General features: G+C 71.1%; 21 protein-coding genes and 2 pseudogenes. 7 read left to right on the forward strand and 16 right to left on the reverse strand.

The annotated features are described in order from the left end of the window. Positions 1–1462: 1462 nt before the first annotated feature. The 3 genes and pseudogenes from AB0383_RS44180 to AB0383_RS44190 all read right to left on the reverse strand — a co-directional run. A pseudogene (locus AB0383_RS44180) lies at positions 1463–1618 on the reverse strand (zf-HC2 domain-containing protein); the annotation flags it as partial. Continuing rightward, the gene (locus AB0383_RS44185) at positions 1615–2100 is read right to left on the reverse strand and encodes a sigma-70 family RNA polymerase sigma factor (RefSeq protein ID WP_364189255.1); all 486 of its coding nucleotides are present in this window, start codon (positions 2098–2100) and stop codon (positions 1615–1617) included. The gene AB0383_RS44185 and the pseudogene AB0383_RS44180, both read right to left, overlap by 4 nt. Before the next feature lie 42 nt (positions 2101–2142). Then, positions 2143–2547: a hypothetical protein gene (locus tag AB0383_RS44190; RefSeq protein WP_364189252.1), complete on the reverse strand. Its 405-nt coding sequence runs from the start codon at positions 2545–2547 to the stop codon at positions 2143–2145. 128 nt (positions 2548–2675) lie between these two features. Between AB0383_RS44190 and AB0383_RS44195 the strand changes: the two genes are divergently transcribed. Further along, complete coding sequence (locus AB0383_RS44195) at positions 2676–3113, forward strand: Rieske (2Fe-2S) protein (RefSeq protein ID WP_220238452.1); 438 nt, start codon at positions 2676–2678, stop codon at positions 3111–3113. A gap of 80 nt (positions 3114–3193) precedes the next feature. Here the strand turns inward: AB0383_RS44195 and AB0383_RS44200 are convergent, their stop codons facing one another. Together AB0383_RS44200 and AB0383_RS44205 are read right to left on the reverse strand one after the other, a co-directional pair. Beyond that, positions 3194–3649, reverse strand: coding sequence for a PTS glucose transporter subunit IIA (locus tag AB0383_RS44200; protein ID WP_364189249.1), 456 nt, complete (start codon positions 3647–3649; stop codon positions 3194–3196). Then, positions 3646–4038 (reverse strand): PTS glucose/sucrose transporter subunit IIB, encoded by a 393-nt coding sequence (locus AB0383_RS44205; RefSeq protein WP_366190384.1) that lies wholly within the window; start codon positions 4036–4038, stop codon positions 3646–3648. The genes AB0383_RS44200 and AB0383_RS44205 overlap by 4 nt, the downstream gene beginning before the upstream one ends. A gap of 84 nt (positions 4039–4122) precedes the next feature. Between AB0383_RS44205 and AB0383_RS44210 the strand changes: the two genes are divergently transcribed. The 4 genes from AB0383_RS44210 to AB0383_RS44225 all read left to right on the forward strand — a co-directional run bounded on the left by AB0383_RS44210 (position 4123) and on the right by AB0383_RS44225 (position 7482). Then, complete coding sequence (locus AB0383_RS44210) at positions 4123–4932, forward strand: GntR family transcriptional regulator (RefSeq protein WP_364189246.1); 810 nt, start codon at positions 4123–4125, stop codon at positions 4930–4932. Continuing rightward, positions 4929–6167, forward strand: a complete 1239-nt coding sequence (locus tag AB0383_RS44215; RefSeq protein ID WP_364189244.1) for a PTS transporter subunit EIIC — start codon at positions 4929–4931, stop codon at positions 6165–6167. Before AB0383_RS44210 ends, AB0383_RS44215 begins: the two co-directional genes overlap by 4 nt. A 31-nt stretch (positions 6168–6198) precedes the next feature. Beyond that, complete coding sequence (locus AB0383_RS44220) at positions 6199–6468, forward strand: HPr family phosphocarrier protein (RefSeq protein ID WP_366190385.1); 270 nt, start codon at positions 6199–6201, stop codon at positions 6466–6468. Positions 6469–6666: 198 nt separating this feature from the next. After that, complete coding sequence (locus tag AB0383_RS44225) at positions 6667–7482, forward strand: serine hydrolase domain-containing protein (RefSeq protein WP_366190386.1); 816 nt, start codon at positions 6667–6669, stop codon at positions 7480–7482. A gap of 24 nt (positions 7483–7506) precedes the next feature. On the opposite strand, the gene AB0383_RS44230 is transcribed toward AB0383_RS44225, so the two are convergent. The 11 genes from AB0383_RS44230 to AB0383_RS44280 form a co-directional block, all read right to left on the reverse strand. Continuing rightward, the gene (locus AB0383_RS44230; protein ID WP_366190387.1) at positions 7507–8448 is read right to left on the reverse strand and encodes a D-2-hydroxyacid dehydrogenase family protein; all 942 of its coding nucleotides are present in this window, start codon (positions 8446–8448) and stop codon (positions 7507–7509) included. 19 nt (positions 8449–8467) lie between these two features. Then, positions 8468–9106, reverse strand: coding sequence for an HAD-IA family hydrolase (locus tag AB0383_RS44235; protein WP_366190388.1), 639 nt, complete (start codon positions 9104–9106; stop codon positions 8468–8470). Then, positions 9103–10380: a GrpB family protein gene (locus AB0383_RS44240; RefSeq protein WP_366190389.1), complete on the reverse strand. Its 1278-nt coding sequence runs from the start codon at positions 10378–10380 to the stop codon at positions 9103–9105. The genes AB0383_RS44235 and AB0383_RS44240 overlap by 4 nt, the downstream gene beginning before the upstream one ends. A 65-nt stretch (positions 10381–10445) precedes the next feature. Beyond that, complete coding sequence (locus AB0383_RS44245) at positions 10446–11309, reverse strand: shikimate dehydrogenase (RefSeq protein ID WP_364188376.1); 864 nt, start codon at positions 11307–11309, stop codon at positions 10446–10448. After that, the gene (mltG, locus tag AB0383_RS44250; RefSeq protein WP_366190390.1) at positions 11296–12912 is read right to left on the reverse strand and encodes an endolytic transglycosylase MltG; all 1617 of its coding nucleotides are present in this window, start codon (positions 12910–12912) and stop codon (positions 11296–11298) included. The genes AB0383_RS44245 and mltG overlap by 14 nt, the downstream gene beginning before the upstream one ends. A 686-nt stretch (positions 12913–13598) precedes the next feature. Beyond that, positions 13599–14099 carry a Holliday junction resolvase RuvX gene (gene ruvX, locus AB0383_RS44255; protein WP_364188370.1) on the reverse strand — a complete coding sequence of 167 codons (501 nt, stop codon included), beginning with the start codon at positions 14097–14099 and terminating at the stop codon, positions 13599–13601. Beyond that, a complete protein-coding gene (gene alaS, locus AB0383_RS44260) occupies positions 14089–16752 on the reverse strand; it encodes an alanine--tRNA ligase (protein WP_366190391.1) in 2664 nt (887 codons plus the stop codon). The genes ruvX and alaS overlap by 11 nt, the downstream gene beginning before the upstream one ends. 105 nt (positions 16753–16857) lie before the next feature. Further along, complete coding sequence (locus tag AB0383_RS44265; protein WP_364188365.1) at positions 16858–17160, reverse strand: hypothetical protein; 303 nt, start codon at positions 17158–17160, stop codon at positions 16858–16860. Further along, positions 17157–17552: a DUF948 domain-containing protein gene (locus tag AB0383_RS44270; protein WP_364047556.1), complete on the reverse strand. Its 396-nt coding sequence runs from the start codon at positions 17550–17552 to the stop codon at positions 17157–17159. Before AB0383_RS44270 ends, AB0383_RS44265 begins: the two co-directional genes overlap by 4 nt. A gap of 179 nt (positions 17553–17731) precedes the next feature. Beyond that, on the reverse strand, positions 17732–18589 hold the full coding sequence (locus AB0383_RS44275) for an NAD(P)-dependent oxidoreductase (RefSeq protein ID WP_366190392.1): 858 nt from the start codon (positions 18587–18589) through the stop codon (positions 17732–17734). A gap of 50 nt (positions 18590–18639) precedes the next feature. Next, on the reverse strand, positions 18640–19191 hold the full coding sequence (locus tag AB0383_RS44280; RefSeq protein ID WP_366190393.1) for a cupin: 552 nt from the start codon (positions 19189–19191) through the stop codon (positions 18640–18642). A gap of 221 nt (positions 19192–19412) precedes the next feature. On the opposite strand from AB0383_RS44280, the pseudogene AB0383_RS44285 reads away from it, so the two are divergent. Together AB0383_RS44285 and AB0383_RS44290 are read left to right on the forward strand one after the other, a co-directional pair. Next, positions 19413–19975, forward strand: a pseudogene (locus tag AB0383_RS44285) (PadR family transcriptional regulator). Next, positions 19972–20460 carry an ATP-binding cassette domain-containing protein gene (locus AB0383_RS44290; protein ID WP_366190394.1) on the forward strand — a complete coding sequence of 163 codons (489 nt, stop codon included), beginning with the start codon at positions 19972–19974 and terminating at the stop codon, positions 20458–20460. The pseudogene AB0383_RS44285 and the gene AB0383_RS44290 overlap by 4 nt, the downstream one beginning before the upstream one ends. Positions 20461–20465: the final 5 nt, after the last annotated feature.

Genomic DNA, 20465 nt, shown 5'->3' on the forward strand with positions numbered 1-20465 from the left:
GCGGGCGACCCTGCCGCCCGAGATCGCCGCGGGCCAGATCGGCGGTAACCCGAGCCGAGCGAAGCTGCACCACGAATCGAGCCGCCCCGGCCCTCGGCCGCGGTAGCAACCCGAGCCGGCCAGCAACTATGCGCCAACAACTCGAGCCAGCCACTCACCGCATCCGGAGGTCGCGCCAAGCGCCCCGATGCGGCGTTCGGTGCGCTGGGCGCACCCCATGCGGCGTTCGGTGCGTGGAACGCAGCCAACGCCACATTCGGGGTGGGTCGAAGCGAGTCCGCGAGTCAGCGAGTCATGGATAAACCAGGCGCATCAACGGTTTCCCCGTCCGTACGCTCCGGATCTCCAGAGACGCGATGTCCTGGGACTTCATCGGCGTGCCCACCACAACCTTGGCCGTGTTCTCCGGCAGGGCCTTCCAGGTGGCGAGTTCGGCCTCGGTGCCGTCGCGGCCGAGGGCGACGAGCGAGTAGTCCCCGCCCTTGCCGCCGCGGTAACTGCAGGACATTTCGACCTCGGTGCCCCACGACTGGGGGTCGATGCGGGCCGCGGCCTGGATCGGGTATTCGCCGAGGGCCGACATGGCGAGCGAGGGCGGTGGTGCGGCGACAGCGGGCGCGGCGGGCCGCGGGGACACGTCCGGCAGCGAAACAGACACCGCCAGAGCCACCCCGGCCGCGACGGCCAGCGCGGCCACTCCCCCGGTCACCCCGTTCCGGATCCGCCGGCGGCGCCGAACCTTCCGCATCAGCACCGGCAGCAAGTCCGGCATCGCCTGAGAGCCCGGCGCGAGCGAGCGCGGCACCGAAGGCACAGCGGGCAGGTCCGGCATCGACGGCACAGCCGGCAGATCGGGTTCCGAAACCGAATCCGAACCCGGCGTCGAGGACGTCGCCGGCAGGTCGGGCACCGACCGCGAGCCCGATCCCGGCACACCCGGCACAACCGAGCCCGGCACATCGGGCGCATCCGAGCCCAGCACCGGCACATCCAGCGCGTCCGATCCCGGCACATCGGGCACAACCGAGCCCAGCACCGGCACATCGGGCGCATCCGAGTCCGGCCCTCGCGAACCCGCCAGATCCGGTCCTGGCGCGGACCGCGAATCCGAACCCGGCGTCGAAGACGTCGCCCGCAGGTCGGGCACCGACCGCGAGCCCGATCCCGGCACACCCGGCACATCCGAGCCCGGCCCGCCCGCCACAACCGAGCCCAGCACCGGCACATCGGGCGCAACCGAGCCCGGCCCTCGCGAACCCGCCACATCCGGTCCCGGCGCCGACCGCGAATCCGGCTCCGGCAGAACCGGCTCCGACACCGACCGCGAAACCGGCTTCGAAACCGGCTTCGAACCCGGCACGATCACCAGATCGGGCACCGGCCCCGGATCCCACGGCGTCCCCGTGCCGCCGCCGTCACGTTCGCCGGGCCCGAAGGCTCCCCCCGGCGAACCACTCCTGGTCTGCGCGAGCAAACCCGGGAGCCCGGCCAGCTCGCGGACCGCGGCGGCGCACCGGTCGCACTCCTGGAGGTGCTCCTCGAACGCCTGCCGGTCCTCCGGTGACAGCGCACCGAGCACGTACGCGGCGTCGTAGGTCGCGAACTCGTCGGCGGTCACTGCGTCACCCCCCGCTCTTCCAAAGCCAGGCGAAGCGCCCGTAGCGCGTAGTGCGTGCGGGACTTCACCGTCCCCTCGGCAATTCCCAGGCGGTGGGCAGCGTCGGCCACCGAGTACCCCTGGAAGTAGCACAGTTCGAGCACCTCGCGGTGGCGCACCGAGAGCTCGCCGAGCGCGTCGGCCACCAGCCACCCCTGCACGGCCCGCTCGGTGCCGTCGGCCACCGCGCGCTCGGGCGGAGCGTCGGTGACGACCTCCGAGCGCGAGGTCGCCGACCGCCACCCGTCGATGGCGATCCGGCGCGCGACCGTGAACAGCCACGCGCGGGCCGAACCCTGTGATTGGTCCAGCACGTCGGTGTGCCGCCACGCCCTCAGCAGCGTCTCCTGCACCACGTCCTCCGCGTGGTTGCGGTTGCCGCCCGTCAGGTGCAGGGCGTAGGACCAGAGCGCGGCCGCGTGTTCCTCGTGCAGCGTGCGCATCAGCTGGTCCTCGACGTCGCTCCTCCCCACGGCAAGCCCCGGTCAGCGTCCGGCCGGCACCGCGTGCCCGCCGGAAGACTGCCTGGCGCGCACCTCCTGCACCAGCAGCACCAGGCCGCAGATCACGCACAACGCCTCGGTGACCACGCCCCAGTACTCGAACTGGCTGTTGAACTGGTCGTGCATGCCGTAGAAGCCGACGGTCACCGACAGCAGGTACGCGAGCAGCGTCACGCCGCCGAAGCCGAGCGTGAAGAACGGCGGCACCCAGTGGTGCCAGAACAGCAGCGCGACGGCGATCACGATCCCGGCGATCCCGTTCACCAGGAACAGCGGACCGACCACGGCGATGTCCGAGTAGCCGCTGCCGAAGTACAGGTAGAAGTGGACCGCGGCGGACCCGACCAGCCCGATCGCGCCCAACCCTCGCATCCAGTTGGCCAGCATGATGTTCTCCTTCACCCCGTCTGAATCCCTCTCCCCCATTACACGGAGACACGGGCGATCCGGTTCACCGGACAACGCTTTGCGGTGAACGGGTGAACCAGCCGGGCGATCATCTCGTTAGTAGGGGCATGACTGCCGAACTGCACACCCGCCGCTCCGTTCTCACCACCGGGGCCGCCGTCGCCGGCGTCGCCGTGGGCACCGTCGCCCTCGCGGCCTGTGGCGCCGGCTCGGATTCGGGCTCCTCGGGCGGCGACGCCCCCAAGCCCGGCGGGAAGGTGATCGCGCTGTCCGACGTGCCCGTCGGCCAGGCGAAGTCCGCCAAGACCCCCGACGGCCAGGACGTGATCGTGGCCCAGCCGACCGCCGGAACCGTGAACTGCTTCAGCGCCATCTGCACCCACCAGGGCTGCACCGTGAACCCGCCGCAGGGCGCCGAGATCCACTGCCCGTGCCACGGGTCGGTGTACGACTCGCTCACGGGCGCGGTGAAGAACGGCCCGGCCGAGAAGCCGCTGCCGAAGATCAACGTGAAGGTCGACAACGGAGAGGTCGTCACCGCCTGACGACGTAAACCACCCAACGCACGCGAAGGGCCCCCTGTGGACGATCACCGTCCACAAGGGGCCCTTCGACGTGGAAAGCCTCAGCCGCTCCAGCTGAACAGCGGGTCGCCCGCCGCGACCGTGCGCCCGGGCTCGAGGCCCGCGAGCACGTCGGCCTGGGCGTCGAGCCCGACCACAGGCACGATCGGCGAGTACCCGGCGGCCGCCACGGCCTCGGGGTCCCAGCCGATCACCGGCTGGCCGGCGCGCACCGACTCGCCCTTGACCACGTGGAGGGTGAAGCCCTCGCCCTTCTCCTTCACCGTGTCGATACCGAGGTGCACCAGCACGGCGCGCCCGTCCTCGGTCGCCACCACGAAGGCGTGCGGGTGCAGGGTCACGACGGTGCCGTCCACCGGCGCGACGGCGTCGGCACGCCCGCCGCTCGGCTTCACGGCGATGCCGGGGCCGACCATCGCCTCGGCGAACACCGGGTCGGGCACCTCGGTGATCGCGACGACCTCGCCCGCGACGGGGCTCAGGATCTCGAGGCTCACATCAGGTCCTCGATGTCGCTGGCGATCGTGTCCGCCTCGGGGCCGACGATCACCTGCACCGCGGAGCCCATCTTCACCACGCCCATCGCGCCGGCCGCCTTGAGCGCCGCCTCGTCGACGAGGCTGGTGTCCTCCAGTTCGCAGCGAAGGCGCGTGATGCAGCCTTCGATCTCGACGACGTTGTCCACGCCGCCGAGCGCCGCGAGAATCTTCTCAGGCCTGTCATCCGCCATCGCGGCCTCCTCGTTTCCCGTTGGTTCCCCACGTGAGCCAGTGCGCTCCACCACTACTACGCCGTTCGTCGGCATGCACGTCGCCGCAGGCCACGAACGCATAACGGTGGTTGACACCCGCTCGCGAGGCGGAGCATCCTGCCCCATCGGAATCATTGGTCTAGACCGGAACGTACCAATCTTCCGGCGAAGACGCGAGCACCGGTCGCCCGGTGCGACGACACGAGGAGGGTGACACCGATGAGCGCTGCCGCGCACGTCCCGCCGCCCGACGGCGTCGACCGGGTGGAGCGGGTGATCAACGGGCCCACGCCCAAGCACGCCCAGCTGCGCGAGATCCTGCGCCGGTCCGTGGAGCGCGAGCTCCCGCCCGGTTCGCCGATCCCGTCGGAGCGGGAGCTCGCCCAGCGCTACGGTGTCTCGCGCCTCACGGTCCGCTCGGCGATCGGCAAGCTCGTCGAAGAGGGCCTGCTGGCCCGGGTGCGCGGCAAGGGCACGTTCACCGCCGCGCGCCGCATGGAGTTGCAGCTCTACCTGATGTCCTTCACCGACGACATGCGCCGGCGCGGGCTCACCCCCACCACGGAGGTGGTGTCCACGTCGCTCGAGGTCCCGCCGGTGACCTCGGCGCACGCACTCGGCCTCACCGAGGGTGTGGCGGCCCACCGGCTGGTGCGGCTGCGGCGCGCGGACGGCGTGCCGCTGGCCGTGGAACGCGGCTGGTACCACGCGGGCCGCACGCCCGGACTGCTCGACCTCGACCTCACCCGTTCCCTGTACGCCCAGCTGGCCGAGGCCTACGACCTGCGGCCGGACCAGGCGTACCAGACGGTGTGGGCCGAGTCCGCGGATCGCGAGACGGCGCGCCTGCTCGGCATGCGCACCGGCACTCCGCTCCTCGTCTTCCGCCGGGTCTCCAGCGCAGGCGGAGAGCCGGTGGAGGACATGACGTCCTGGTACCGGGGAGACCACTACCAGGTGACCATGCAGTTGGACCGGAACACCCCGGATTCCGGCCACCAACCCCACTACGGAGGTACCCGACGATGAGCGCCACCACCACAGAGGGGGCGAAGGGCAAGAAGAGCGGCGGCGGGCTCGCCGGGCTGCAGCGCTTCGGCCGCAGCCTGATGCTGCCCATCGCCGTCTTGCCCGCTGCCGGTCTTCTCAACCGGCTGGGCCAGGACGACGTGTTCGGCAAGACCGGCCTCGGCTGGGACAAGGTCGCGGCTGTGATCGGTGCCGCGGGCGGTGGCCTGTTCGACTGGCTGCCCCTGCTGTTCGCCATCGGTATCGCGGTCGGCTTCGCGCGCAAGGGCGACGGTTCGACCGCCGTCGCCGCGGTGGTCGGCTGGGTCGTGTTCAACAAGGTCATCCAGGCCATCGCCCCGATCAGCAGCCAGGAGGGCTACAAGCCCGGCTGGGAGGGCGCGCCGATCCACTGGCCCTACAGCGTGCTGACCGGTGTGATCAGCGGTATCGTCGCCGCCCTGCTGTGGCAGCGCTACTACCGGATCAAGCTGCCGAGCTGGCTCGCCTTCTTCGGCGGCCGCCGGTTCGTGCCGATCATCACCGCGTTCTCGATGATCATCCTCGGCGTGATCTTCGGCCTGCTCTTCAAGTACGTCGACCACGGCATCAACTCCATCGGCCAGGCCGTCGTCGGCTCGCCGGTGATCGGTGGCGGCATCTACGGCGTGCTCAACCGCCTGCTCATCCCGATCGGTCTGCACCAGCTGCTCAACGTGCCGGTGTGGTTCATCTTCGGCGGCGGCGACCTCAACAACTTCTTCGGCCACGTGCAGGGTTCCGGCACGTTCATGACCGGCTTCTTCCCGATCTTCATGTTCGCCCTGCCCGCCGCGGCGCTGGCGATCTGGCAGACCGCGAAGCCGGGCCAGAAGAAGATCGTGGGCTCGATCATGATCTCGGCGGCGCTGACCTCGTTCATCACGGGTGTCACGGAGCCGATCGAGTTCGCGTTCATGTTCGTCGCGTGGCCGCTCTACATCTTCCACGCGATCATGACCGGTGTCTCGCTGGCCGTGTGCAACGCGCTGGGCATCCACCTCGGCTTCTCGTTCTCGGGCGGTGCGATCGACTTCGCCCTGAACTCGTCGCTGGACACCGCGCACAAGGCGTGGCTGCTGATCCCGATCGGCCTGGTCTTCGCCGTCATCTACTACGTGGTGTTCCGGTTCGTGATCACGAAGTGGAACATGCGCACCCCGGGCCGTGAGGACGACACGATCGAGGCCGACCTCGACCGCACGGCCGCGAAGTAAGCTCACCAGCAGAAACCGAGAGAGGATGACCATGCCGGAGAAACGAGTCACCGTGGCCAGCAAGGTGGGCCTGCACGCCAGGCCGGCCGCGCTGGTCGCCAAGGCGGCCGCGGCGCAATCCGTCGCGGTGACCATCGCCAAGGCCGGCGGCGACCCGGTGGCCGCCGGCAGCGTGCTCAACCTGATGACGCTCGCCGCCGGGTTCGGCGACGAGGTGGTCATCAGCGCCGAGGGCGAGGGCGCCGTCGCCGCGATCGACGCGGTGGCGGAGCTCGTCGCCACGGATCTCGACGCTCAGTAGGTACCGCTCCAGGGGCAGCCGCGAGGGGCCGTCCGTCGCCGGGAAACCGGCGCCGGGTGGCCCCTTCGCGCGTTTCCATGGTGCTTGCCGATCCGACCAAAAGGAGGCGGACACCCAACCGGAAGTCACCGCGCCTGCCAACGGTTTCCGCCGTGACTGTGGTCGGATCGGCAACAAGCAGCACAGTAAGCTGGCGGCATGGACAGCTTGCGCCTCATCGACAAGTGGCCGGTGGACAACGCCGCGGCCGGGGTGGTTTCCGCCGACGGCGCGGTGCGCGACCGCCGCGGCGATTCCGCCCGCGTGTTCCGGCTGGCGTCGGTGACCAAGCTGCTCACCGCGTACACGGCGCACATCGCGCTCGAGGAGGGCGTCGTCGAGCTGGACACGCCCGCCGGCCCCGAGGGCTCGACCGTGCGGCACCTGCTCGCCCACACCTCCGGCCTCGCCTTCGACGCGCACAAGGAGATGGCCCCGCCTGGCACCCGGCGCCTGTACTCCAACGCCGGCTTCGAGGTCCTGGCCGAAACCCTCACCGAACACTCCGGCATCGCCTTCGCCGACTACCAGCGCGAAGCCCTGCTCGACCCGCTCGGCATGACCGCCACGGCACTGGACGGCTCCCCCGCCTCCGGCGCCGCGTCCACTGTGGACGACCTACTGCGCTTCGCCGCCGAGCTGCAGTCCCCGAAGCTGCTCGCGCCCTCCACCCTCGCCGCCGCCACGGACGTCGCGTTTCCGGGGTTGAACGGCGTCCTCCCCGGCTTCGGCTACCAGAAACCCAACGACTGGGGTCTCGGCTTCGAGCTGCGCGACCACAAGTCCCCGCACTGGACCGGCTCGGCGAGCTCCCCGCGCACCTTCGGCCACTTCGGCCAGTCCGGCACCTTCCTCTGGGTGGACCCTGAAGCGGGCCACGCCTGCGTCGCCCTGGCGGACCGCTCGTTCGGCCCGTGGGCGGCCGAGGTGTGGCCCCCGTTTACGGATGCGGTACTGGCGGAGCTGCGCGGCTGAGCCGGTTTTCCGGGGTGCTCCGCGTCACTCCATGACGCGAATCGGCTCCCCAGCCTGAAAAGCCGCAATATCCTCCACCGCATCCCGGTAGAAGATCTCGTAGGTTTCGCGGCTGACGTAGCCGACGTGGGGCGTGAGGATCACGTTGTCGAGGCCGCGGATCGGATGGTCGGCGGGCAGGGGTTCCACGTCGTACACGTCGAGCGCCGCGGCCGCGATCTTCTTGTCCCGCAAGGCGGCCAGCAGCGCGGCCTCGTCGACGATCGGGCCGCGTGAGGTGTTCACCAGCAGCGCGGACGGCTTCATGCGGGCGAGTTCGGGGGCGCCGACCAGGCCGCGGCTGCGGTCGGACAGCACCACGTGCACCGACAACACATCACTACGCTCGAACAGCTCTTCCTTGCCGACAGCCGTCACCCCGTGTTCCGCGGCCTTCTCGGGCGTCAGATTCGGGCTCCACGCGATCGTCTCCATCCCGAACGCCTGCCCGATCTTCGCCGAAGCACTCCCCAGGCGCCCCAGCCCGAGCAGGCCCAGCGTCTTCCCGCTCAACACGGTCCCGACCCCGACCTGCCACCCGCCTTCCCGCATCGACCGCACATCCGCCGGCAGGTTCCGCGCCGCGGCCAGGATCAACGCCCACGTGTGCTCCAGCGTCGGCGGGCCGAGGTACCCCGTCGCCGACACGACGACCCCGTTGCGCTTCGCCGCGGCGACATCGATCGCCGCGTTGCGACGGCCGGTGCTCACCAAAAGGCGCAAATCCGGCAGTCGATCGAGCACCTCCACCGGAAACCGCGTGCGCTCACGCATCGCCACGGCGACGTCGAAACCGGCCAGCTTCCGGACGACGTCGTCGGGGCCGGTGAAGGCGTCGGTGAAGACCTCGATGTGGGCGCCGAGGGAGTCCCAGTCGGCGTAGCTGAGCGCGACGTTCTGGTAGTCGTCGAGGATCGCGATCTTCATGCGCCCCACCGTAGTCCGCTCACGCGCGCAGAACAGCGTCCACCCGCAAGCCGGCGCCGGACCAGCGGATCCCGGCCAGGTCCTGGACCACGGGCGCGGCGGGCGAGTCCAGCGCGCCGCGGCCCACGCCCACGACGGCGGCGGGGCCGGCCGCCACCGCCGCGGCGAGGCCGTTGCCGCTGTCCTCGAAGACCGCGCACTCCCCGATCGGCACGCCGACCCGCCGCGCGCCGAGCAGATCGCCCTCGGGGTCCGGTTTGCCCCGCGACACGTCGGCGGCGGTCACGACCACGGGCGCGAGCGGCAGGCCCGCGGCGGCGAGCCGGGCTTCGAGCAACGGCCGCGACGCCGACGTGACCACGGCCCAGTTCCCCGCCAGGCTCGCGAGCAGCTCGGCCGCGCCGGGGATCGCGACGGTGGTGCCGGCATCGCCGATCTCCAGCTCGTCGATCCAGCGTAGGCCTTCGCCGGCTTGGGCTTCGGGCAGGTACATCCGCACCGTCTCCGTGGACCGGCGGCCGTGCACCCCCTCGAGCACGGCCGCCGGGTCCAGCCCGTGCTCTCGCGCCCACCGCGTCCACGACCGCTCGCCCGAAGCTGTGGAGTCCACCAGCACCCCGTCGACGTCGAACAGTACCGCACGGCTTTCCAGGATCATGCTTCTCCTGCCACACAACGGAAGTACAGGAACCGGGGCTTCGTCCGCAGCCCCTTCGCGATCCGCGGGTCGGCCTCGTCGGCCTCGGCCACGGGCATCGGTTCCACCAGCCCGTCGACGGTGAACCCCGCGGCGCGCACCGCGGCGAACGTCCAGCTGAGCGGCCGGCGGTAGAACTGCACCGCTTGATGGTTGGATCCGAGCACGAACTCGTCGTCAAGCAGCTCGGTTTCGAAGTAGTTCTCGCGCTCGAACCAGTGCCAGTCCTCGCCGGGGTGGTGCACGGAGAACACGAGCTGTCCGCCCGGGCGCAACACGCGGTGGAATTCGCACAACGTCGGTCCGAAATCCTCCAGGTAGTGGAGGACAAGGGACCCGGTGACGACGTCGATCGAACCGTCCTCAAGGGACAGTGTCTTCGCGATGTCCGCGACCTCGAACTTCGCCAGGTCACCGAACTCCTTGCGCGCCAAGGAGCTCAGGCCTTCGCTCACGTCGACACCCAGCACGTCGGCACCGCGGCCGGCGAGCAACGCGCTCAGGTGACCCGCCGCGCACCCGACGTCGAGCACCCGTTTGCCGGCCACGTCACCGGCCAGCTCCACGATCGCCGGGCGGTCGTACAGCGCATTCGTGACGCTGTTCGCCGCGTGCTCGGCGTAGGCCAGGCTGAACCCGTCGTACTGCGCCGTTTCGAGTCGCGCGGCGCGAGCGCGGCCGACGATCTCGTCGATGACCTCGCTCTTGGCGTCCGCGTAGTGCTGGATGTAGGTCCAGGTTTTCGCAGCCAGTGTGCGTTTCTTCGCAAGGTATGTCGCCAGCTCTTCAGGATGTGTGCGCATCCGATCACGGAAGAGCAGGTATCGCTCGGTCTGGCCGTTGCCCGGGGAATGGACGTGGAGGTTGACCTTCGGGTCGGTCCCGGTGAAGTAGCGGTGCTTCTCCCAGTCCGGCTCGCGGATCACGAGCCGGTAGCCGGCGGCTTCGAGCGCCGGCACGTAGGCGTCCTCGTCGCCGGAGTCCGGGACTTCCAGCAGGATGTCGATGATCGGCTTGGCGGCGAGGCCGGGAACCGAAGTGGACCCGACGTGTTCGAGCAGCACCACCTTCTCCCCCAGCGCTGTGCGGATTCGCTCAGCTTCGCGTTCGAACAACACCGGCCACTGTGAGTCGTACTCGGCGAGGGTCACCGTGGTGTCGAGGCACGGCGGCTCGTCGACCCAGGACGCGCGGATTTCGTCGTCGGTGTGCGGCTGCTGGCTCGTGGACGGCATGGACCCCCCCTGATCAACGGCGAATGGGCAGTCGGCCAGAATAGCGACTCGGCCGCCGGCGCGCCTCAGGAAATCGGCAGCGGCAGGATGTCCCCGGTCGCCGCCCGCAGGGCAGCCCGCATCTCCTCACGCGGCGCGGGCCGGCCCGTGAAGTGTTCCGCCTGGCCGAACGCCTGGTGCAGCAACATGTCCAGCCCCGTCGCGAGCCGGCCACCGCGAGCGGCGACGGCTTCGGCCAGCGGCGTCGGCCACGGGTGGTAGATCACGTCCAGCACGCTGGGCACGCCCGCGAGCGCGGAGACCTGAGCCAGCACCGCCTCCGGTGGCACGGTGTTCACCAGCACAGCCGTGCGCGCCGACAGCGCCGGGAAGTCCACTTCGGACCACCGGAGCACCTCGACGTCGAGGCCCGCGCTCTTGGCCGCGTCGAGCGTCTCCCCTGCCCGCGCCGGTTCCCGCACCACGAGACTCGCGGACGCCACGCCCAGTGCGGCGAGCCCGACCACCGCGGCCGCCGCCGTCCCACCGGCACCGAGCACCACCGCCCGGTCACCTGGCGAAGGCGTGTACCCACCCGCGGCCCGCAGTGCGCCCGTGACGCCGTCGACGTCGGTGCAGTCGGCGAGCCAGCCGCCCTCGACGCGCACCAGCGTGTTCGCCGCACCGACCGCCGCCGCGCGCGGCGTGACCTCGGCCGCGTGGTCGAGCGCGCGGCGCTTGCCCGGCATCGTCACCGACAGGCCGACCCACTCGGGGCCGAGCCCGTCGACGAACCCGGGCAGCTCGTCGGCGCCGGTCTCCACGCGCTCGTACGTCCAGCCCGTGAGCCCGAGCGCGTCGAACGCCGCGCGGTGCAGCACCGGCGAAAGGGAGTGCTCGACCGGCTTGCCCAGCACCGCGGCCTTGCGGGGCCCGTCAGAAGACGCCACGGGAATGCGCCAGATCAATGTTCTTGTTGTGGTCGGTCAGCGTCGAGGCGAAGCAGGAGTGCCCGTCCTTCTCGCACTTCACGAAGTACAGCTCGTCGCCGTCCGGCGGGTCGAGCGCCGCCTTGATGGCGTCGGTGCTGGGCACCCCGATCGGGGTCGGCGGGAGACCGTAGTTCAGGTACGTGTTGTACGGCCCCGGAGCTTCTCGATCCGCCTTGCTCGTGAGCAAGGTCGGTTTGTCGACCACGTAGTTCACGGTCGAGTCGAAGCCGAGTCTGATCTTCTGGTCGAGCCGGTTGTAGATGACCCGCGCGATCTTGGGGAAGTCGGGGGTGATCGCCTCGCGCTCGATGAGCGACGCGACGATCAGCGTCTGGTACGGCGTCTGCTTGGGCCCGGTGCTCTGGGCACTCAAGCCCGCGGCCTGGATGGCCGAGGCCGACTGCTTCACGATGTTCGTGATCAGCTCCGACGCGGTCCAGCCCGGTTTGACGTCGTAGAGGCCCGGCGCGATCAGGCCTTCGATGCGCTTGTCCTTGCTCAGGGCCTTCTGCGCGGGGTCCACCGCCCAGTCGGGCACGCCGAGCGTCTTGAGGTCGGCGTCCGCGACGGTCTTGCGCAACGCGTCCGTGGAGACGCAGGTGCTCTTGCCGTCGAGCTCGGCGCACGAGGCCTTGGAGATCAGCGAGTAGACACCCGGCGCGACCTTGTCGCCGGGCTGCTTCACGTCGTCGAGCTGCATGTACGGACGGATCTCCAGCCGGCCGACGTGCGCGGCCGGCGAGGTGATCAGCGACACCGCGCTCTCGCCGGACATGTGCTGCTTGAGCAGGTAGTAGCCCTGCTGGATCCGGCTCAGCGCGGTGTTCTCCGCGCCGGCCTTCACGAACGCCGAGGTGCTCGCGACGACGCCCGCGTCCACCAGCTTGCCGCCGATCGCCGAGGTGGTGTCGCCGTCTTCGACCTGGATGAGCGCGCTGCCTTCGCCGGTGCCGTCAAAGTCGTTGTAGCCGAAGATCTTCTGATAGCCGTAGTACGCGCCGCCGGCGAAGACCACGAGGACCAGCAGCGCCGCGACCCAGCCCAGCGCGCGCTTGCTGCGCTTGCGCTTCTTCTTTTTCTTGGCGGGCGCGGGTTCTTCGGCGTACTCCTCGTCTTCGTACTCGGCGTCCTCGTATTCGCCGTACTCCTCGTCGTCGTACGCCTGGTCGTACTCGCCGTCTTCGCGGTACTCGTCTTCGTAGTCGTCGTCGCCGAACAGATCGTCGAGCTGCTCACGCTCCTGCGGCGCCGAGTCCGGCACGGCCGGGATCACGTCGGTCGGGTGCTCGACCGGCTGCGGCCTGCGCCTCGGCGACGGACCCGGCCGGCCGAGCCGCGGGTCGGGCGGCAAGGAGCCGTCGGGCGGGCCGGCGAAGCGCGGGTCGGGCGGCATCGAACCGTCGACGGGACCGGCGAAACGGGGGTCGCGAGGCATGGAGCCGTCAGGCGGGCCGGCAAACCGGGGGTCCGGCGGCATGGAGCCATCGACCGGGCCGTTGAACCGCGGGTCGGGCGGCATCGAACCGTCGACCGGGCCGGCGAACCGCTGATCCGGCGGCATCGAACCGTCCGCAGGACCGGCAAAACGCGGATCCGGCGGCATGGAGCCATCGACCGGGCCGGCGAACCGCGGGTCCGGGGGCATGGAGCCGTCCGGAGGGCCGGCGGGGCGGCGGAGCGGACGCGAAGGGCCGGGGTCGCCAGGCAGCGGCAGGTCGCCGGTGTCCGAGCGCGGACGGCGGCGCGGGGGTGCCGGAGGGACCTCGCCCGGCTCGGGCCGGCGACGGCGGCGCGGCGCGGCGGGCGGCGGGCCCGGTGGCGGAGGCGGAGGCGGAGGCGGAGGCGGAGGCGGAGGCGGCATGTCACCAGCACCCCGCGGGTCACCGGACGGCTGCGGCAGATCGCCACGGCGGGGGTCACCCGAAGGCTGCGGCTCGGGCGGAGGCACGTCGGCGGGATCGCGCCGGCGGCGACGGCCGGTGGCGGGCGGTGGGCCCGGCGGAGGGGCTTGCGGAGGAGGCGGCACCTCGTCCGAGGCCTCGCGACGGCGCCGTCGGCCGCCGCTCGGCGGGGGCGGCGGGGCCTCGTCGTACGGCTCGGGCGCGGCGTGGTGGGAACGCGGCGGCAGCTCGTGGGCGCCGGACGGGGGCGGCGTCCGGCGGGCGCGCCGGGGCCCGCCCGGCGGTGGGGTGCCGGGATCGCGCAACCGTCGGCGGCCGCCTTGGTCCTCGGGACCGCGGGGCTCGGTCATGACTCGCCTTTCCGGGCGCGCTGCGCGGCGGCGGCGTCGAGCCAGGCCTGCAGGATCTCGACGGCGGCGGCCTGGTCGACCACCGCCCGCTGCTTGCGTCCCTTGACCCCCCGCTGGGACAGCATTCGGGACGCCGTGACCGTCGTCAACCGTTCGTCGGCGAGGCGCACCGGCACGTCGCCGACCCGCGTGACCAGCTTGTCGGCGTACTCCACCGCGATCTGCGCGGCGGGTCCGGCTCGGTTCGCCAGTGTCTTCGGCAAGCCCACGATCACCTCGACCACCTCGTGTTCGGTGACGAGTTCGGCAAGCTTGTCCAGATCGCTGTCGTCCTTCGCATCACGGGAGAGGGTAACGAGCGGGCTCGCGAGGATGGGGGCGGGATCGCTCAGCGCCACCCCCACCCGGACAGACCCGACATCGACCCCGAGCCGCCTGCCGCGGCCCGGATCGGATTCACCGGGCCGATCCGGACCCCGCCGGGAACTAGCGGCCAACGCCGGCGACCGCCGCACGCAGCGCCTCGACGGCCTGCTGCGCGCCGGCCGGGTTGCTGCCGCCACCCTGCGCCATGTCGGGCTTGCCGCCGCCGCGGCCGCCGATGGCCTCGGCGAACGACGGCACGAGCTTGCCCGCCGCGATGCCCTGGTCGCGCGCCGCGGCGGTGGTCGCGACGACGAACGCCACCTTGTCGCCCGACGGCGCGAACAGCGCCACCACGCCGGGCCGGTCGCCCAGCCGGCCCCGGACGTCGGACGCGAGCGCCCGCAGCCCGTTGCCGTCGACGTCCGGCACGACCTCCGCGACCACCGACACGCCGCCGGCGTCGTGCGCCTTGTCGGCGAGCGCGCCCGCCGAGCCCAGCACCTGCTGCGTGCGCAGCTGCTCGATCTCCTTCTCCGCGTTCTTCAGCCGCGAAAGCACGTCCTCGATGCGACCCGGCAGCTGGTCGGTGGGCACCTTGAAGGTGTTCGCCAGCTGCGACACGAGCAGCTGCTCCTTGCGCACGTGCTTGAGCGCGTCCGGGCCGACCAGCGCCTCGACGCGGTGCACTCCCGACCCGATCGAAGAGTCGCCCACGAGCTTCACCAGGCCCAGCTGGCCGATGCGGTCCACGTGCGTGCCACCGCACAGCTCGCGCGAGTAGTCGCCCATGTCGACCACGCGCACGTCGTTGCCGTACTTCTCGCCGAAGAGCGCGAGCGCGCCCAGCTCGAGCGCCTTGTCCTTGGTGGTGATGTAGCTCTGCACCTCGACGTCGGTCTGCAGGTAGTCGTTCACCTCTTCCTCGACCTCGGTGAGGATGTCGGTCGACACCGAGGCGGGCGTGGTGAAGTCGAACCGCATCCGGCCCGGCGAGTTCAGCGAACCGGCCTGCGCCGCGCGCTTGCCGTAGGCCCCGCGCACGGCCGCGTGCACGAGGTGCGTCGCCGAGTGCGAACGCTCGATCGACAGGCGCCGCGCGCCGTCCACCGAGCCGGTGAGCTCGGTGCCGATGCCGACCTCGCCCTCGGCGACCTCGACGCGGTGCACGAACAGACCCGGCACGACCTTCTGCACGTCGAGCACGTTGATCTTGACGCCGTCGCCGAGCAGCACGCCGATGTCTGCGACCTGGCCACCGCTCTCGGCGTAGAACGGCGTGCGGTCGAGCACCAGCTCGGCCTTGTGGCCCGCGGCGACGCTGCGCACCGGCTGCCCGTCTTCGAGCAGGCCGACGACCTTCGCGGACGCTTGCAGGTCCGTGTAGCCGAGGAATTCGGTCTCGCCGTTGCGCTCCAGCAGCTTGCGGTACTCCGACAGGTCGCCGTGGCCGTGCTTGCGCTGCGCCGCGTCGGCCTTCGCCCGGGTGCGCTGCTCTTCCATGAGCGTGCGGAACCCGTCCTCGTCGACGGTCAGGCCCTGCTCGGCCGCCATCTCGAGGGTGAGGTCGATCGGGAAGCCGTAGGTGTCGTGCAGCTGGAACGCCTTGTCGCCCGCGAGGAGGTCGCCCCCGGACTTCTTCGTCTCGGCCGCCGCGAGGTCGAAGATGCGCGAACCGCTGGTGAGGGTGGCGAGAAACGCCTCCTCCTCCACGCGCACGACCTCGGAGATGCGGTCGAAATCCGTGACGAGGTTCGCGTACGTCGGGCCCATCGTGTCGCGCACGACCTCGGCGAACGCCTGCAGCACCGGCTCCTGCACGCCCAGCAGGCGCGTGGAGCGGACGATGCGGCGCAGCAGCCGGCGCAGCACGTAGCCGCGGCCGTCGTTGCCCGGTGTCACGCCGTCGCCGATCAGCAGCACACCGGTGCGCGCGTGGTCGGCGATCACGCGGAAGCGGACATCGTCGGTGTGGTTGGCGCCGTAGCGCCGGCCCGAGAACTCCTCGGCGCGGCCGATCACCGGGCGGACGAGGTCGGTCTCGTACACGTTCTCGACGCCCTGCAGGATCGTCGCGACGCGCTCGACACCCATGCCGGTGTCGATGTTCTTGGCCGGCAGGTCACCGAGGATCGGGAAGCTCTTCTTGCCCGCGCCCTCGCCCCGGATGTTCTGCATGAACACCAGGTTCCAGATCTCGATGTAGCGGTCCTCGTCCGCGACGGGCCCGCCCTCGCGGCCGTACTCGGGGCCGCGGTCGTAGTAGATCTCGGAGCTCGGTCCGCACGGGCCGGGGATGCCCATGGACCAGAAGTTGTCCTCCATGCCGCGCCGCTGGATGCGCTCGGACGGCAGGCCGGTCAGCTTGCGCCACAGCCCCGCCGCTTCGGCGTCGTCCTCGAACACGGTCGCCCAGATCCGGTCGGGGTCGAGCCCGTAGCCGCCCTCGGACTGCGGCCCGGTGATCAGCTCCCAGGCCAGCTCGATGGCGCCTTCCTTGAAGTAGTCGCCGAACGAGAAGTTGCCCGCCATCTGGAAGAACGTGTTGTGCCGCGTCGTCTTGCCGACCTCGTCGATGTCGGGCGTGCGCACGCACTTCTGCACGCTGGTCGCGCGCGAGTACGGCGGCGGCGCCTCACCGAGGAAGTACGGCTTGAACTGCACCATGCCGGCGTTCACGAACAGCAGGTTCGGATCGTCGAGGATCAGCGAGGCGCTGGGCACGCGGGTGTGCCCCTTCTCCTCGTAATGGCGCAGGAATCGTTCGGTGATCTCGTGTGTGTCCACGGGTGTGTCCTCGGGCTGGGGTCCGCGCACCGCTCGGCGCGAAGATCGGACCGGGAAAAGGGGGAGCGGCGACGGCGGAAAGCACTGCTCGCGGACGCGAGAAGGTCAGCCTTCCGCCCGGCGAGCTCGCCGGACCGGGCGCGCGGCGGCGTGCCGGCCCGCGCCACCCGGCGGCGCGGTGTAGCCGGTCCGTTCCTCGACCATGTCGTGCAGCTCCTGCTCCCGTTCGCTCATCCCGGCGCGCACCTCGGCGCCGAACGAACCGACGGCGCCGGCCAGCTCGCGCACGGCCTCGCCCAGGTTCGATGCTAACCCCGAGGGCGTGGCCTGACGAACCGTTTCGCCGGCCTTGCGGGTGAGCGCGACGCCGGCGAGCACGCCGACTCCGAGCCAGAACAGACGCTTCACTTCTTCCTCCGGCGAGCGGGTCGCTGGGCCTTCGCTTCCTGCTTCTTGCGGCGCGCTCGGATCGCCTTGCTGATCCCGTAGGACAGCGCGGCGGTCTTCACGAGCGGGCCGCCGAGGGTCGCGGTGAACACCGAGGACAGGGCCGAGACGTTGCCCGTGACCGCCTGCGCGTTGGCGGTGATCCCGTCGACGCGCTCCAACTGGGTGTTCACGTGCGTGATCGTCTCGTTGGCGCCCAACAGGATCGGGTCGCTGTTCTCGTGGGCCTTGCGGATCGCGATCGTCGCCTCGTCCAGCGTGCGGCCGAGCTTGAGCAGCGGGATCGCCAGCAGCAAGACCAGCACCACGAATGCTCCTGCGGCGATCAGCGCGGCGATCTGCCCTGCCGACACGGGCCCTCCTCGGGGTTGCACGGGTCTTCGGTGTCAGTGAGGTTACCGCCTGGCCAGCCGTTCGGCGGTGTCGCCCCGCCGGTCGGTCACTCAGCGCAGCCGAACCGGTTCCGACCTGCGGTTGTGCGCCACACGGAACCCTCCACCGGGCGAGTCGGCGGAGGGTCCGGTGGTGGTGGTCAGTCGTCCTGCTTGGCGACCGCCCGGTACAGCACCGCCATGTCCTCCTCGCCGTGGCCGGCGTCGACGGCGGCCTGCAGGTGGGCGAGCGTCGCCGCGGCCCCGGCCACGTCGACGGCGTCTCCCGCGGCCTCCACCACGAGCCGCGCGTCCTTGGCGGCCATCGCGGCGGGGAAGCTCGTCGGGTAGTCGCCCGAGAGCATGAGCGGGCCCTTCATGCGCGCGTAGCCGACGTCGAAGCCGGTCCCCTCCATCACGTCGAAGAACAGCTGCGGGTCGACGCCGAGGGCTCGGGCGAGCGCGAGGCTCTCGGCCGTGCCGTTGGTCAGCGCGAGCACCCAGGCGTTCATGACGAGCTTCAGCCGCGTGGCGGTGCCCGGCTCGGTGCCCAGCCAGCGCGTGCGCGAACCGACAGCGTCGAAGATCGGCGCGGCGGTCTCGTGCACGTCGTCCGGCCCGGCCGCCAGGACCTGCAGCTGCGCCTGCTCGGCGGGGACCTTCGTGCCCATCACCGGGCAGTCGACGAACACGACACCCGCCTTCTCGGCGGCCTCGGCCAGCGTGGCGATCCACTCCGTGCCGACCGTGCTCATCTGCAGCCAGACCGTGCCGGCCTTGACTTCCGCGGCGGCGAAGACCTCGGCGACCGTGGGCCCGTCGGACAGCATCGTGACGAGCACGTCGGCGCCCGCCGCGGCTTCGGCCGGGGTGTCCGCGACCGTGGCGCCGTCGGCGGCCAGCGGCTCGGCCTTGCCACGCGTGCGGTTCCACACGCGCAGCGAGACGCCGGCGCGGACGAGGTTGGCGGCCATCGGGTGGCCCATGATTCCGGTGCCCAGGAATGCGACAGTGGTCATGGCCCCATCGTGCCCGTCGGCGCCCCGGCCCGCAGGCGGGGTCGGTGCCGTCAGTGGCTCAGCGCGGGCCAGGTCGACGCCCGCCCGGCCACCAGCTCGTCGAAGCCGGGGAACCCGGTGGCGCGCAACGGCTCGGCCGACGGCGTCCGCGAGCCCGACGCCGGGTGGCGCACGCGGATGGTCACGTGACCGGGGTTCGAGCCGCCGTCGTGCCAGTGGCGGGTGTGCGCCGGGATGCCGAGCAGGTCGCCGGGCTCGCCCAGCACGGCGTGGACCTGGCGGCCCGCGTGCAGGTACCAGACGGCGGAGCCGGTCACGAAGAACCGGTCCTCGTCGCGCGGCAGGCTGCGTTCGGCCGCGCCGAAGTCGCCCGTCAGCACATCGACGGCGTGGTAGCCCACGGCCGTGGTGCGCGAGTCGATGCGGTCCTGGAAACGGGCGAGCACCTCGGACTCACTGGCGCCGGGCAGCGGCCCGTCCACCGGCCAGCGGCCGAACTCGATCCCGATGCGGGCCAGCTCGGCCGTGATCGTCCCCGGGTCTTCGGTCCTCAGCAGCACGTGCCCAGGCTGGTCGTCGGGCCACACCGTCAGCAGCGTCATCGCCACCCCCTCCGTCACCGGGAATCAACCGGCCTGACGGCCGGACATTCCCACTCCCGCCGTTATACGGAAGAACGTGGCGACGTTCACGGGAGTTTCGCCGAGCGGGATCGAAGGGGGAACCAACACTGCCCTGGCGGGGCAGATGATCACTCCACGTGCGGTGAGCTGCGCAACTCGACTATACTCTGCGAGTATACCTGGCATGTATAGTCGTCGGCGTGTCGATCAGTCACGCTCTGCTCGGGCTGCTTGAGGCCGGCCCGCGCCACGGCTCCGACCTCAAGCGGACCTACAACGAATGGTTCGGCCAGGACCGGCCACTGCGCTACGGGCAGGTCTACTCGACGTTGTCGCGGCTGTTGAAAAACGGGCTCGTCGAAGCCGCGGGTGTCGATGCCGGCGGCGGGCCGGACCGCAAGCGCTACACGATCACCGACGCGGGGATCACCGACGTCGAGACATGGCTGCGCACGCCGGAAGAGCCGGTCGCGCACCTGCAGAACATCCTTTGCACGAAGGTCGTGCTCGCACTGCTGTCCGGCCGCGACGCCGCCGACGTGCTCGACGTCCAGCGCGCCGAGCACCTGCGCGTGATGCGCGAGCTGACCCGGCGCAAGCGCGCGGGCGACCTCGTCGACGCGCTGATGGGGGACTACGCCCTGTTCCATCTCGAAGCCGACCTGCGCTGCTGGAGCCGGCCGCGGCCCGCCTCGACCGGCTCGCCGGGAGGCTCGCCGCCACGCACGCTTCGCACGGATCACCCGAGGAAGGGCAAGCATGAACGCTTCGGCCGAATGCACGGAGGTGCTGCTGCGCGGGACGGGGCTGACCAAGTCGTTCGGCGCGACGCCGGCGCTGGCCGACGCGAGCGTCGCCATCCACACGGGGGAAGTGGTCGCGGTGATGGGCCCGTCGGGCTCGGGCAAGTCGACGTTGCTGCACTGCCTCGCCGGGATCGTCGCGCCGGACCTCGATGCGCCGCACGATCATCGAACCGCTCGGCGTGGTCCGCGACAGCAAGCCCGCGCGAAGGCGGGTGTGGTGGCGGGTCGTGCCGACAGCACCGGCGAACTGCTCACCGCCGACCGGAAGTCGTTCGCGACCGTCCGCAGTGGACTCGACGCGGCGTCGCTGTTCACCTTGCTGCTGGCCGGGGTCAGCATGCGGGTGCTCGCGCTGGAACAGGTCCGCGAACGCCGCCGCCCGCTGGCCCTGCTCGCCGCGGCGGGCGCGCCGAGGTCGGTGCTGGCCAAGTCGTTGCTGTGACAGAC

The organism is Amycolatopsis sp. NPDC051373 (genome assembly GCF_040689465.1).
In the GTDB taxonomy this organism is placed as follows: Bacteria; Actinomycetota; Actinomycetes; order Mycobacteriales; family Pseudonocardiaceae; genus Amycolatopsis.